This window comes from Streptomyces sp. NBC_01474, assembly GCF_035918215.1.
Lineage (GTDB): Bacteria > Actinomycetota > Actinomycetes > Streptomycetales > Streptomycetaceae > Streptomyces > Streptomyces aureus.
Window position 1 is genome coordinate 2,259,839 of record NZ_CP109449.1, and the last position, 13,249, is coordinate 2,273,087.

At 67.9% G+C, this 13,249-nt stretch carries 9 protein-coding genes and 2 pseudogenes; 3 read left to right on the forward strand and 8 right to left on the reverse strand.

Annotated elements, in window-relative coordinates:
- Positions 1-123: 123 nt before the first annotated feature.
- Positions 124-1,068 (forward strand): TauD/TfdA dioxygenase family protein, encoded by a 945-nt coding sequence (locus OG758_RS10740; protein ID WP_326709778.1) that lies wholly within the window; start codon positions 124-126, stop codon positions 1,066-1,068.
- 600 nt (positions 1,069-1,668) lie between these two features.
- A complete protein-coding gene (locus tag OG758_RS10745) occupies positions 1,669-2,649 on the forward strand; it encodes a TauD/TfdA dioxygenase family protein (protein WP_326709779.1) in 981 nt (326 codons plus the stop codon).
- Between the two features lie 261 nt (positions 2,650-2,910).
- Here the strand turns inward: OG758_RS10745 and OG758_RS10750 are convergent, their stop codons facing one another.
- The 3 genes and pseudogenes from OG758_RS10750 to OG758_RS10760 all read right to left on the reverse strand — a co-directional run bounded on the left by OG758_RS10750 (position 2,911) and on the right by OG758_RS10760 (position 6,793).
- Entirely contained in the window at positions 2,911-3,387 is a 477-nt protein-coding gene (locus OG758_RS10750) for a hypothetical protein (protein ID WP_326709780.1), read from the reverse strand.
- Positions 3,388-3,415: 28 nt separating this feature from the next.
- Positions 3,416-5,433: pseudogene (locus OG758_RS10755) on the reverse strand (ATP-binding protein); the annotation flags it as partial.
- Positions 5,434-5,473: 40 nt separating this feature from the next.
- A complete protein-coding gene (locus OG758_RS10760; RefSeq protein ID WP_326709781.1) occupies positions 5,474-6,793 on the reverse strand; it encodes an RNA-guided endonuclease InsQ/TnpB family protein in 1,320 nt (439 codons plus the stop codon).
- 26 nt (positions 6,794-6,819) lie between these two features.
- Between OG758_RS10760 and tnpA the strand changes: the two genes are divergently transcribed.
- On the forward strand, positions 6,820-7,251 hold the full coding sequence (gene tnpA, locus OG758_RS10765) for an IS200/IS605 family transposase (protein WP_326709782.1): 432 nt from the start codon (positions 6,820-6,822) through the stop codon (positions 7,249-7,251).
- A 98-nt stretch (positions 7,252-7,349) separates the two neighbouring features.
- Here tnpA and OG758_RS10770 read toward each other — a convergent pair.
- From OG758_RS10770 to kdpA, 5 genes and pseudogenes are all read right to left on the reverse strand, one after another.
- A pseudogene (locus OG758_RS10770) lies at positions 7,350-7,883 on the reverse strand (histidine kinase); the annotation flags it as partial.
- A 68-nt stretch (positions 7,884-7,951) separates the two neighbouring features.
- Entirely contained in the window at positions 7,952-8,635 is a 684-nt protein-coding gene (locus OG758_RS10775; protein WP_326709783.1) for a response regulator, read from the reverse strand.
- A 123-nt stretch (positions 8,636-8,758) separates the two neighbouring features.
- Positions 8,759-9,427, reverse strand: a complete 669-nt coding sequence (locus OG758_RS10780; protein WP_326709784.1) for a potassium-transporting ATPase subunit C — start codon at positions 9,425-9,427, stop codon at positions 8,759-8,761.
- A 5-nt stretch (positions 9,428-9,432) separates the two neighbouring features.
- Positions 9,433-11,583, reverse strand: a complete 2,151-nt coding sequence (kdpB, locus tag OG758_RS10785) for a potassium-transporting ATPase subunit KdpB (RefSeq protein ID WP_326709785.1) — start codon at positions 11,581-11,583, stop codon at positions 9,433-9,435.
- Positions 11,580-13,244 (reverse strand): potassium-transporting ATPase subunit KdpA, encoded by a 1,665-nt coding sequence (gene kdpA, locus OG758_RS10790; protein WP_326709786.1) that lies wholly within the window; start codon positions 13,242-13,244, stop codon positions 11,580-11,582. Before kdpA ends, kdpB begins: the two co-directional genes overlap by 4 nt.
- Positions 13,245-13,249: the final 5 nt, after the last annotated feature.

Here is a 13,249-nt window from a genome sequence, read left to right on the forward strand (position 1 = left end):
GTTGTCCGTCTCCTGGTTGCTGTTCCCCTTTCCCGCCCCGTAGGGGGCTGCCTTCCTCGTACGCCTCGGTACACCTTCACCGGTCAGCGCATCCGCGTATGCGCCCATTGGAGCTGCCCTGCCATGTCTGCACCCGCCCAGACCGTCCTCGACATCGTCAAGGTCGCCGGGAACATCGGCGCCGAGATACACGGCGTCGACCTCGCCTCCGACCTGCCCGACGACACCGTCACGGCAATTCGCGCCGCCCTCCTGGAGCACAAGGTCGTCTTCTTCCGCGGTCAGGACCTCGACGAGGCCAGCCATGAGCGCTTCGCCCGCGGCTTCGGCACCCCCACCACCGCGCACCCGACTGTCCCCGCCCTGGAGGGCGCCCCGGCCGTTCTCGACCTGGACTACGGAAAGACCACATCCCGGGCCAACCACTGGCACACGGACGTCACATTCGTGCAGCGCCCGCCGCTGGGATCCATCCTGCGCGCGGTGACAATCCCGCCCTATGGCGGCGACACCGTGTGGGCCAACACGGCCACGGCGTACGCAAATCTGCCGGAGGAGCTGCGCGCGCTCGCCGACCAGCTGTGGGTGGTGCACTCCAACCAGTACGACTACGCGGCCTACAAGCCGGCGGACGACACCGAGGCGGCCAAGCGCCACCGTGCCGTCTTCACGTCGGTCGCGTACGAGACCGAGCACCCGGTGGTACGTGTGCACCCCGAGAGCGGTGAACGGGTGCTGGTCCTCGGCGGTTTCGCGCGCCGGTTCGTGGGCTGGTCCGCGGAGGACTCGCGCGAGTTGCTGAGGCTGTTCCAGTCGTACGTGACCGAGCTGGAGAACACCGTACGGTGGCGCTGGGCCCCTGGCGATGTCGCCTTCTGGGACAACCGCGCCACGCAGCACTACGCGGTGGCCGACTACGGCGCTCTCCCCCGCCGCGTGCAGCGGATCACGCTCGCCGGTGATGTCCCGGTGTCGGTGAACGGCACCCACAGCAGGGTCGTCACCGGTGACGACACCACGTACAACACCGCCCTCGCCCTGCCCGATGACGGGGGCGGTCATGCATAGGCCTGTGAGAGAGCTCGTCGCCCCCTGGTGCTCGGGCTGTTCCTGCCGGTCGCCACGGCCGGTGGAGGGGACTCCACCGCGGCTACGTCGTCGGACGGCGGCGGCAGCCGGGGCAAGGTAACGCTTCGGTCGGCGACCAACGGAAGAGTCCGCTGACCACTCTCGAGGTGTCCGGCGGCGAGCGCGGCAGCTGAAGAACCTGCCGTACATGGTGCTGTTCTACATCGACAGTGGGCCGGCAACGTTCTCGAGTCCGGGACGGTCGACGCCGACCCGACCAAGTGCGAGGCGCTGTTGGACTTCACCGCACCTCTGGTGAAGGCAACGCGTAGGTCCACTCCCCCGGACGCGTGGGTCGACGCCTACTACGTCGAGATCCGCAAGCAGACACCCCCTGGGCCACCAGGCCTTCCAGACCACGGACACGACCGCCTCCGTCCCCATCGACGACGGCGTCGTCGAGCCCCAGAAGAAGCACGCCGACCTCTACACCGAGATCGGCCGGATACCGCAGAAGGCCGACGCCTCCAAGCAGTTCGACCCCTCCGTCACCAACGACTTCAACGCGGCGCTCGCCGCAGCACAGAAGGGCTGACCACCATGACCTCGACCATCTCGTCGAAGCCGACGACCTCCACCGCGACCGCACGCCCCGCCTCCGGGCACACCGGCGCCGACATCTCCGGCGTCGACCTCTCCAAGCCCCTCTCCGACGGCGACCTGGCCGTCATCAAGGAGGCGCTGCACCGCTGGAAGGTCGTCTTCTTCCGCGGCCAGGACCTCGACCACGCCTCGCAGATCGCCTTCGCCCGGCAGTTCGGCGAGCTGACCTATGCCCACCCGCACGACGACACCCCGCCGGAGGACCACCCCGAGATCTTCACCATCGACCCGCGCCGCTACGAGGAGCGCTACGGCAAGGGGTTCCGCGAGGCCACGAAGAAGCGCCGCTACAGCTACTTCTCCGGCTGGCACACCGATGTCACCGCTTCCGTCAACCCGCCCGCCGGATCGATCCTGCGCGCCGAGACCGTCCCCGAGTTCGGCGGCGACACCCAGTGGACCAACCTGGTCGCCGCGTACGAAGGCCTGTCCGCCCCGGTACGCGCCTTCGTCGACACGCTGCGCGCCGAGCACCGCTACGGCGGCGCCGAGAAGCCCACAGGCGACAGCGCCTACGCCCGCCGCGTGAACGACAACCTGCTGGTCGCCGTCCACCCGGTGGTCCGCGTCCACCCCGAGACCGGGGAGCGCGCGCTCTTCGTCAACCCCGGCTTCACCAGCCACATCGTGGACGTGACACCGAGCGAGAGCCGCGCCATCCTCAATCTGCTCTACGAGGAGATCACTCGCCCCGAGTACACCGTCCGCTTCCGCTGGGAGCCGGGCAGTGTCGCCTTCTGGGACAACCGGGCCACCGCCCACCTCGCCCCGCGCGACATCGAGCACCTGAACGTCGAGCGCCGTCTGCACCGCGTCACGTTGATCGGTGAACTCCCGGTCGGCCCCGACGGGCAGGAGTCCGAACTCGTCGCGGGCAAGCCGTTCACCGCCGACCACCGGGTGGTCGTCGGTACCTGAGGCGCTGACGACCGAGGTGTGATCGTCACCGGGCTGGCGGTCGTGGCGGTCCGGCCGGCCAGCCGGACCGAGGCCATCAAGCCGCTGCTGCCTCCCCCGGGCTGGCAAGCGGACACGACAGCCGGTACGGATACTCCCGTGCGCGCCGGAGGTCGGCGCGCAGCCCTGCGCGGCGTCGGGACGTCGGCCTGTAGCCCCAAGTGCCTCCGCCCTGCACGTGGTTACGGTCTCCGCCTAAGCTCCCTCGCGGCGGAGACCGCTTCAAAGGCTCAGCCGGTACGGCACGACGCACACGACAACGTCGGTACGGGCCCTCAGTGCGGCCGCGAGCAGGAGGCCACGCGGGTTCTGGAGGATGTAGTAACGCTGGACTCGGGCGAACAACAGCATCAGCAGCGGCACCGCGACAACCACCACCCAAGCTCCCTCGAGGAACTTGGTGGCCAGCAGGACGATGCCCACCACGGCGGTGAGCACCGCGCCGGCCCCGTCGAGCGCCGCACGCCGGAGCCAGCCGGGCGGCCGCTGCGCAGCCCCGTGCCGATCGAGCCCGCTCTGGCTGATGGTGAAGCCGATGAACACACCGATCGCGAACAGCGGGATCATGCGGTGCGTGTCCGCGTTCACGGCTATCAGCAGCAGCACGGCGACGGCCACAACTTCCCAGCGGTACACGGGGCGCTCCGTGCGCAGCCCGAAGAGATCCGGCAGCCAGGAGTCCCTGGCGAGCAGGCTCATTACTGCCGCGCGACCGGGCCCTTGGCGGCTACGAGGTGGCGGTCGCCGGAAGGTCGGGGCGGGCCGGCTGAAGGCTTGGCGCGGTCGGCAGGGAGAGGACCATGGTGAGGCCACCGCCGGGGTGTCCTCCGCGCTCAGTGTCCCGCCCATCGCCTCGGCGAAGCCGCGGGCGACCGCGAGGCCGAGGCCCACGCCCGCGCCGCCCGGGGCGTCGCCGTAGCGCTGGAAGGGCTCGAAGATACGGTCCTTGGCCTCGTCGGGGACGCCGGGTCCGCGGTCCACCACCCGCACCTCCACCCGGTCGGCGATGGCGCTCGCGGACACCAGGACCCGCTCGCCGGAGGGGCTGTACTTCACGGCGTTCTCCACCAGGTTGGCGACCGACCGCTCGAGCAGGCCCGGATCGACATTCACCATCGGCAGGCTCTCCGGGATCTCCAGCTCGACGCTGTTCTCGGGGATCCCGCCGAGCGCCATCGGCACCACCTCGTCGAGGTCGATCTCACGGATCAGCGGGCTGACCGTGCCGGTCTGCAGCCGTGACATGTCCAGCAAGTTCCCCACCAGGTTGTCGAGGCGGTCCGCGCCCTCCTCGATGCCCTCGAGCAGTTCCGATTGGTCCTCCTCGGACCATGCCACGTCGTCGGACCTCAGCGAAGAGACCGCTGCCTTGATTCCGGCCAGTGGCGTGCGAAGGTCGTGGCTGACGGCGGCCAGCAGCGCGGTGCGGATGCGATTGCCCTCGGCCAGCGTGCGGGACTGTTCGGCCTGGAACTGCAGCCGCTGACGGTCCAGGACCACCGCGGCCTGGGCGGCGAAAGCGGCCAGGACCCGCCGGTCCTCTGCCGGCAGCACTCGTCCGGATAGCGCCAGCGCCATGCGGTCACCGACCGGCATGTCGACATCCGCGTCCTCCGGGCGTTCGACCACCGTTCCTGTACCCACGCTGCCCGCGCAGGTCCACGGATCCACGTCGCCGGCTCGCTCGAGCAGCGCCACCGACTCCATCCCGAAGGTCTCCCGGACCCGTTCGAGCAGGGCCTCCAGGCTGGTCTCGCCGCGCAGCACACTGCCCGCGAGGAAGGAGAGGATCTCCGACTCGGCGCGCAGCCGGGCCGCCTGGTGAGTGCGCCGGGCGGCGAGGTCCACCACGGAGGCCACCGACACGGCGACGCCGACGAAGATCGCGATGGCGACGATGTTCTTGGGATCGGCGATGGTCAGGGTGTGTACGGGTGGGGTGAAGAACCAGTTCAGCAGCAGGGAACCCACGAGCGCGGACGCGAGCGCCGGGTAGAGCCCGCCCAGCAGGGCCGCGGCCACCGTCAGTGCGAGGTACAGCAGCATGTCGTTGGCCAGGCCGACTTCGGGGGCGACGCTGGTGAGCAGCAGCGTGAGGAGGGCGGGGCCGGCCACACCCGCCAGCCATCCCCAGATGACCCGGGACCGTCCGAGGCGCGCGCTCCGGGCGATCGGCAGACCACGCCCCTTGCCCGCCTCGTCGTGCGTGATCAGGTGGACGTCCAGGTCGGGACCCGAGTCCCGGGCGACGGTGGCGCCGACGCCCGGTCCGAAGACGTACTGCCAGCCCTTGCGGCGGGACACACCGAGGACGATCTGAGTGGCGTTGACGCCGCGCGCGAAGTCCAGGAGCGCGGTCGGGATGTTGTCCCCGATGACGTGGTGGAAGGTTCCGCCCAGGTCCTCCACGAGGGTCCGCTGGACCACCAGCTCCTTCGGTGACGCGGAGGTCAGCCCGTCGCTGCGGGCGATGTAGGCGGCCAGCACTTCACCGCCCGCGCCCTTCTCCGCGAGCCGCGCGGCTCGGCGGATCAGCGTACGGCCCTCGGGGCCACCGGTCAGACCCACGACGATCCGCTCGCGCGAGCCCCAGATCTTCGAGACCTGGTGCGCGCTGCGGTACTCGGTCAGATAGGCATCGACCCGGTCCGCCACCCACAGCAGAGCCAGCTCGCGCAGCGCGGTCAGGTTCCCGGGGCGGAAGTAGTTCGACAGCGCCGCGTCGACCTTGTCGGGCTTTTGAAGTGCTCTCCTCCCTTCGCAGGCTCAGGAAGGAGATTCCTGCTTACCTTGCGGCAGCGGGCTTGACGCCACGGGTGCGCCTGACGACTGCCCTCCCGGCAGCCGGGATCGTCACGAGGCCGATCCGGTACAGGTGCAAGACGTTCCGGGCCGCGTTCCAGTCGGCATTCGCCGACCATCCGCAGTCCGGGTTCTTGCATACGAACGTGGCCTGGTCTTCGCGGCTGCCGGGCGTGATGAATCCGCACGCGGAGCAGCGCAGGGAGGTGTTCGGGGCGGGGACCTTGACCAGGGTTCCGCCGTTTCGGGCGGTTTTGTACGTCAGCAATGTCACGGTGCGGCCCCACGCCTCTTGGCTGATGGAACGGTTCAGGCCGGACTTCTGCGCGACGTTCTTCCCCGGGTTCTCGATGGTTCCCTTGGCGGACTTGACCATGTTCGTGATCTGCAACTGCTCCACCACGACCGTGCCGTACTGCTTGGCGATGGCGGTGGTGGTCTTGTGCTGCCAGTCGGTTGCTCGGCGCGTGGCTCTTGCGCGGAGCTGCTTGATCTGGTCGTAGGTGGCGTGCAGCCGGTTGGAGCTGCGCTCTTTCGACTTGCGGAAGCTCTTGCGGTGCGCGGCGCGCTGTTCCAGGCGGAGCAGTTTGGCCTTCTCATCCGGGTTCAGCCACTTGTCCCGGTCGGCGGTGCCGTCCGGGAGTCGGGGCGGCCGGTCGTGGTCCTGGTGGTTGCCGTCGGACAGCGCAAGCGGCAGGTTCACCCCGGCGTCGATACCGACCTCGGGACCCTGGTGGGGCTCCGGCTTGGGCTCAAGGGTCTGGATACGGAAGGCGATGTGCCATCCGAGCCCGTCTTTGACCAGCCGTGCCCCGGTGATCCGGTTCTCCTTGTTGGCGAGCTTGCCGACGGGGAGATCCTTGGTCCAGCGGAACCAGACACGGCCCACCTTGGGGATGTTGACCATGCCCCACCGTCGGTGTACTCGCTTGATCTGCAAGTCCCGGCCCTGCGGGATGTCCACCGACAATGCCGTGCGGAAGCGGGCCTTGAAGTTCGGCTCGTCCGCACGCCCGTCCCAGCAGTTCCGCCACGCCTGGAAGTACGTCTTGAGTACCGCCTGCGCGGCCTGCGCGGGCAGCACCCCATACCAGTCGATCTCCTTGCGGGCCTGCCGCAACGCCTGATCCATGCGCGTCAGAGCGCGCTGACACTTCGGCGTCATCTGCCACAGGTCGTGGAGCTGATTCCACATCGCGCGTGCCGCGTGCGCCTGGTCATCCATGAGCCGGACCTGTGCAGGCGTCAGCGCCAGCCGGGCGCGGTGCCCGAACTGCCGCTTCTCCCACACCAGTTCACCCATGACCATCACCCTACTACAGTTGGCTTATGTCACCACGATGGAACCCGAATCCTGACGTACGCACCGGACGCCACGTCGTCTATAACCTTCACGTCCACTTGGTATTCGTCACCAAGTATCGGCGTAAGGCATTCACCGACGCCATGCTGACGCGCACCGAGGAGATCATGCACGACGTCTGCACCGACTTCGAGGCCGAACTCAAGCAGTTCAACGGCGAGCAGGACCATGTGCATCTGCTCGTGCACTATCCGCCCAAGGTCCAGCTCTCCAAACTGGTCAACTCCCTCAAGGGCGTCAGCTCCCGCAGGCTCCGCCAGGAATACAGCACGCACGTCCACCGTTACCTGTGGGGCGGACACTTCTGGTCCGGCTCCTACTTCGCCGGATCCTGCCGCGGCGCACCGCTGACCGTCGTCAAGCAGTACATCGAAAACCAGCAGCGCCCCACCAGCTGAGGACAACACTGCGGACCCGTGCGAACGTGCGGGTCAGAACAGCCCTGAGATGACCTTCACCCCCGCCGCAAACGGCGGAGCACTGGCCAAGATCAAAGGTAGATGTTGCCGTGCGCCATCCTTCGGCGCAGGGCGGGCGGCGACATGTCGACCAGCTCGATCTGGTCGGCCCGTCGCACGACCTCGTCCGGGACGGTCTCACGCTGCCGGATACCGGTGATGGACTCGACGACGTCGCCGAGCGACTCCAGGTGCTGGATGTTGACGGTCGAGATGACGTCGATGCCGGCCGCCAGCAGTTCCTCGACGTCCTGCCAGCGCTTGTCGTTGCGCGAGCCGGGGATGTTGGCGTGCGCGAGCTCATCGACCAGGGCCACCTGAGGCCGCCTGGCGAGTACCGCGTCGACATCCATCTCGGTGAAGACGCTGCCGCGGTATTCCAGCTCCTTGCGCACGACCTGCTCCAGGCCGTGCAGCATCACCTCGGTGCGCGGCCGGTCGTGGTGCTCCACGAAGCCGATCACGCAGTCGGTCCCCCGCTCGACGCGACGGTGCGCCTCGGAGAGCATCGCGTACGTCTTCCCGACGCCAGGCGCCGCACCGAGGTATATCCGAAGCTTGCCGCGTGCCATCTTCTCGTCTCTTCGTCTCTACGGGCGGAGGCTGTGGGAGTGCTGGGGCCGGTTCACGAAAGCCCGGCTCAGCTCTCGAAGCGGTACCCCATGCCGGGCTCGGTGATGAGGTAGCGCGGATGGGCGGGGTCCGTCTCCAGCTTGCGCCGCAACTGGGCCATATAGACGCGCAGATAGTTGGTCTTGCTGCTCTGGGACGCACCCCAGACCTCCTGGACCAGGTACTTCTGCGTGATGAGCCGCCCGGGGTTGGTGACCAGGATCTCCAGTAGGTGCCATTCGGTCGGAGTGAGGCGTACGTCGTGTCCGCCACGGCTGACCTTCTTGGCCAGCAGGTCGATGGTGAACTCGTCGGTCGTGACGAGAACGATGTCCGGGGCGAGCGGAGCGGCCTCGGTGCGGCGGACGGCCGCCCGCAGACGGGCCAGCAGTTCGTCCATGCTGAACGGTTTGGTGATGTAGTCGTCAGCACCCGCGTCGAGCGCGGCGACCTTCTCGTCAGATGCGCGGCAGGCGGAGAGCACCAGGATCGGTACCCGGGTCCAGCTGCGCAGGGCCTTGATGACGTCCGTGCCGTCCATGTCGGGCAGGCCCAGGTCGAGTACGACCGCGTCGGGCTGGCGCGCGGCGGCGAGGCGGAGTGCGGTGGCTCCGTCGGGCGCCGGGTCCACTCCGTATCGGCGGGCCTGCAGGTTGATCACAAGAGCCCGGACGAGCTGAGGATCGTCCTCCACCACCAGCACCCGGGTCATCGGTGTGCGCCTCTCCTGTTGCACGGAAGGCCGGAGCCTGCGGAACCGGCTTCATGGTTACGGGAGTTGACGGATCGGGGTCGGGCCCCGTCCGCCAACTCCCGCTCGGTGCGCATAAGGCCATCAGCTCTTCGCCACGAGTCCCTTGAGCGCGATGTTGAGTTCGAGGACGTTCACGCGGGGCTCACCCATGAAGCCGGCGACACGGCCTTCGGTGTGCTCGTCCACCAGCTTCTGCACCTGGGCGACGGAGAGGTGGTTCTTCTCCGCGATGCGGTGGACCTGGAGGTCGGCGTAGTCCGGGGAGATGTCCGGGTCGAGGCCGGAGCCGGAGGAGGTGACGGCGTCGGCCGGCACATCCGACTTCTTGACCTTGTACGTGGCCGTGGAGTTGTCCTTGATGACGGCCTTCTGCGCGGCCTCCACCTGGCCGATGAGGTCCTTGTTGTCGCCGGCCAGGTTGGTGGCGCCGGACAGGATCAGCTTGTACTGGGTGTTGACGCTGTTGGTGCCCAGGCCGTTGGAGGGGCGCGGCTGGAACCACTTGAGGTCGGGTTCCGCGGTCTCCTGGCCCTTCTTCAGCGGCAGGTCGTAGCGCTGGCCGATGAGGGACGAGCCCACCACCTTGCCCTCGGACTTGATCTCGGAGCCGTTGGCCTTGTTGTGGAAGAGGGCCTGGGCGACCCCGGTGACGGCGAGGGGGTAGATGACGCCGCACACGACGGTCAGGACGAGCAGGGCCCGCAGGCCGGCCCACAGCAACCGGCCGGTGTTCTTAACCGAGTTGTTCATGGTGATCAGCCGATCCCGGGGATGAGTGAGATGAGGAGGTCGATGATCTTGATGCCGATGAATGGGGCGACGAGACCCCCGAGCCCGTAGATCCCGAGGTTGCGGCGGAGTAGCTTGTCGGCGCTCACCGGCCGGTACTGCACGCCGCGCAGGGCGAGGGGTACGAGCGCGATGATGATGAGCGCGTTGAAGATGACCGCGGACAGGATCGCGGAGTCGGGCGAGGACAGGTGCATGATGTTGAGCTTGTCCAGGCCCGGATAGACCGCCGCGAACAGGGCCGGGATGATCGCGAAGTACTTCGCGACGTCGTTGGCGATGGAGAACGTCGTCAACGCGCCCCGGGTGATGAGGAGTTGCTTGCCGATCTCGACGATCTCGATGAGCTTGGTCGGGTTGGAGTCGAGGTCGACCATGTTGCCGGCCTCCTTGGCGGCCGACGTGCCCGTGTTCATCGCCACGCCGACGTCCGCCTGCGCGAGCGCGGGGGCGTCGTTGGTGCCGTCGCCGGTCATCGCGACCAGCTTGCCGCCCGCCTGCTCCCGCTTGATCAGGGCCATCTTGTCCTCGGGAGTGGCCTCCGCGAGGAAGTCGTCCACACCCGCCTCGTCGGCGATCGCCTTCGCCGTCAGCGGGTTGTCGCCCGTGATCATGACGGTCTTGATGCCCATGCGGCGCAGCTCGTCGAACCGCTCGCGCATGCCCTCCTTGACGACGTCCTTGAGGTGGATGACACCCAGTACGCGGGCACCCTTGTCGTCCTTGACGGCGACCAGTAGAGGAGTGCCGCCTGCCTCGGAGATTCGGTTGGCCAGGGTGTCCGCGTCGTCGGAGACCCGGCCGCCCTGCTCCTTGACCCAGGTGATGACCGAACCGGCAGCGCCCTTGCGGATCTTGCGCCCGTCGACGTCGACGCCCGACATGCGGGTCTGGGCAGTGAAGGCGATCCACTCGGCACCGGCCAGCTCGCCACGCTGCCGCTCACGCAGTCCGTACTTCTCCTTCGCCAGGACCACGATCGACCGCCCCTCGGGGGTCTCGTCGGCCAGCGAGGACAGCTGCGCGGCGTCCGCGACCTCGGCCTCGCGAGTGCCGGTCACCGGCACGAACTCGGAGGCCTGACGGTTGCCGAGCGTGATGGTGCCCGTCTTGTCGAGCAGCAGCGTGGAGACGTCGCCGGCGGCCTCGACCGCCCGGCCGGACATCGCCAGCACGTTGCGCTGAACGAGGCGGTCCATGCCCGCGATGCCGATCGCGGACAGCAGCGCGCCGATCGTCGTCGGAATCAGACACACCAGCAGGGCCACCAGGACGACCATCGTGAGGTGCTTGCCCGCGTAGTCCGCGAACGGCGGCAGTGTGGCGCACGCGAGGAGAAACACGATGGTGAGCGACGCGAGGAGGATGTTGAGGGCGATCTCGTTGGGCGTCTTCTGGCGGGCCGCGCCCTCGACCAGTGCGATCATGCGGTCGATGAACGTCTCGCCGGGCTTCGTCGTGATCTTGATGACGATGCGGTCGGAGAGAACCTTCGTACCGCCCGTGACCGCGGACCGGTCGCCGCCGGACTCGCGGATGACGGGCGCGGACTCACCGGTGATGGCCGACTCGTCGACACTCGCGACGCCTTCGACGACGTCACCGTCGCCGGGGATGATGTCGCCCGCCTCGCACACCACCAGGTCGCCGATGCGCAGTTCGGTGCCCGGCACCTGCTCCTCGCCGGTGCCGTCCTTCGACAGCCGGCGCGCGACGGTGTCGGTCTTGGCCTTGCGCAGGGTGTCCGCCTGGGCCTTGCCGCGGCCTTCGGCCACAGCCTCCGCCAGGTTCGCGAAGATCACCGTCAGCCACAGCCACGCGCTGATCGCCCAGCCGAACCAGTCGGACGGGTCCTTGAAGGAGAACGCGGTCGTCAGGACCGAGCCGACGAGCACCACGAACATCACGGGCGACTTGACCATGACGCGCGGGTCGAGCTTGCGGCAGGCGTCCGGCAGCGACTTGAGCAGTTGCTTCGGGTCGAAAAGACCCGCGCCGACACGTCCGTCGTCCTTGTGACCTGAAGGCACGTCGCTGTGCGGCGCCCGGGTCGGAGTGGCTGTGGACATCGCGTCCTCGTCGTTTTCTGTACGGGTCTTCGCTATACGAGCGGTCATGACGCCAGGCCTTCCGCGAGCGGGCCGAGGGCCAGGGCGGGGAAGTACGTCAGACCGGTGATGATCAGGATCGTGCCGACGAGCAGCCCGGTGAACAGCGGCTTCTCGGTGCGCAGGGTGCCGGCCGTGGCGGGGACGGGCTTCTGCTCGGCGAGCGACCCGGCGAGTGCCAGGACGAACACCATCGGCAGGAACCGGCCCAGCAGCATCGCGAGCCCGATCGTGGTGTTGAACCACTGCGTGTCCGCGCTCAGACCGGCGAACGCCGAGCCGTTGTTGTTGGCACCCGACGTGTACGCGTAAAGGATCTCCGAGAACCCGTGCGCGCCGGAGTTGAGCATCGAGTTCGGCGGCGTGGGCAGAGCCATCGCCACCGCCGTGAACACCAGGACCAGGGCCGGCGTGATGAGGATGTAGCAGGCCGCGAACTTGATCTCGCGGGTGCCGATCTTCTTGCCCAAATACTCCGGCGTACGGCCGACCATCAGGCCTGCGATGAACACCGCGATGATCGCCATGATCAGCATGCCGTACAGCCCCGAACCGGTACCACCGGGCGCGATCTCACCCAGCTGCATACCAAGCATCGTGATACCACCGCCGAACCCCGTGAACGAGGAGTGGAAAGAGTCCACCGCACCCGTCGACGTCAGCGTGGTCGCCACCGCGAAGATCGACGAACCGCCGACACCGAAGCGGTTCTCCTTGCCCTCCATCGCACCGCCCGCGATGTCGAACGCCGGGCCGCCGTGGTGGAACTCGGTCCACATCATCAAAGCCGTGAACCCGATCCAGATCGTGACCATCGTCGCGAGGATCGCGTAGCCCTGCCTGAGGGAACCGACCATGCGCCCGAAGGTGCGGGTGATCGCGAACGGGATGACCAGGATCAGGAAGATCTCGAAGAGGTTCGTGAAGCCGTTGGGGTTCTCGAAGGGATGGGCGCTGTTGGCGTTGAAGTAACCGCCGCCGTTCGTGCCCAGCTCCTTGATGGCCTCCTGCGACGCGACCGCGCCGCCGTTCCACTGCTGCGAGCCGCCCATGAACTGGCCGACCTCGTGGATCCCGGCGAAGTTCTGGATCGCACCACACGCCACCAGAACGATCGCACCGACCACCGAGATCGGGATCAAAATGCGGACCGTGCCGCGCACCAGGTCCGACCAGAAGTTGCCGAGCTCACCGGTGCGGGACCGCGCGAAGCCCCTCACCAGGGCGACGGCCACCGCGATACCGACGGCCGCCGAGACGAAGTTCTGCACCGCCAGGCCGGCCGTCTGCACGACGTGACCCATGGCCTGCTCGCCGTAATACGACTGCCAGTTGGTGTTCGACACGAACGACGCGGCCGTGTTGAACGCCTGGTCCGGGTCGATGGACCGGAAGCCGAGCGAACCCGGCAGGCTGCCCTGAAAACGCTGCAACAGGTACAGGAAGAGGACGCTGACCGCCGAGAAGGCCAGCACACCGCGCAGATACGCCATCCAGCGCATCTCGGTGTTCGGATTGGCGCCGATGCCCTTGTAGATCCACTTCTCGACACGCAGGTGCTTGTCGGAGGAGTAGACCCGGGCCATGTAGTCACCCAGAGGACGGTAGGCAAGTGCCAGTGCCGCTATCAGGGCGAGGAGCTGGAGCACACCAGCGAGGACGGGGCTCATATCGG

Coding starts and splice junctions, on each gene's coding strand:
- OG758_RS10740 (WP_326709778.1), top strand. CDS start 124: ATGTCTGCACCCGCCCAGACCGTCCTCGACATCGTCAAGGTCGCCGGG.
- OG758_RS10745 (WP_326709779.1), top strand. CDS start 1,669: ATGACCTCGACCATCTCGTCGAAGCCGACGACCTCCACCGCGACCGCA.
- OG758_RS10750 (WP_326709780.1), bottom strand. CDS start 3,387: ATGAGCCTGCTCGCCAGGGACTCCTGGCTGCCGGATCTCTTCGGGCTG.
- OG758_RS10760 (WP_326709781.1), bottom strand. CDS start 6,793: ATGGGTGAACTGGTGTGGGAGAAGCGGCAGTTCGGGCACCGCGCCCGG.
- tnpA (WP_326709782.1), top strand. CDS start 6,820: ATGTCACCACGATGGAACCCGAATCCTGACGTACGCACCGGACGCCAC.
- OG758_RS10775 (WP_326709783.1), bottom strand. CDS start 8,635: ATGACCCGGGTGCTGGTGGTGGAGGACGATCCTCAGCTCGTCCGGGCT.
- OG758_RS10780 (WP_326709784.1), bottom strand. CDS start 9,427: ATGAACAACTCGGTTAAGAACACCGGCCGGTTGCTGTGGGCCGGCCTG.
- kdpB (WP_326709785.1), bottom strand. CDS start 11,583: ATGACCGCTCGTATAGCGAAGACCCGTACAGAAAACGACGAGGACGCG.
- kdpA (WP_326709786.1), bottom strand. CDS start 13,244: ATGAGCCCCGTCCTCGCTGGTGTGCTCCAGCTCCTCGCCCTGATAGCG.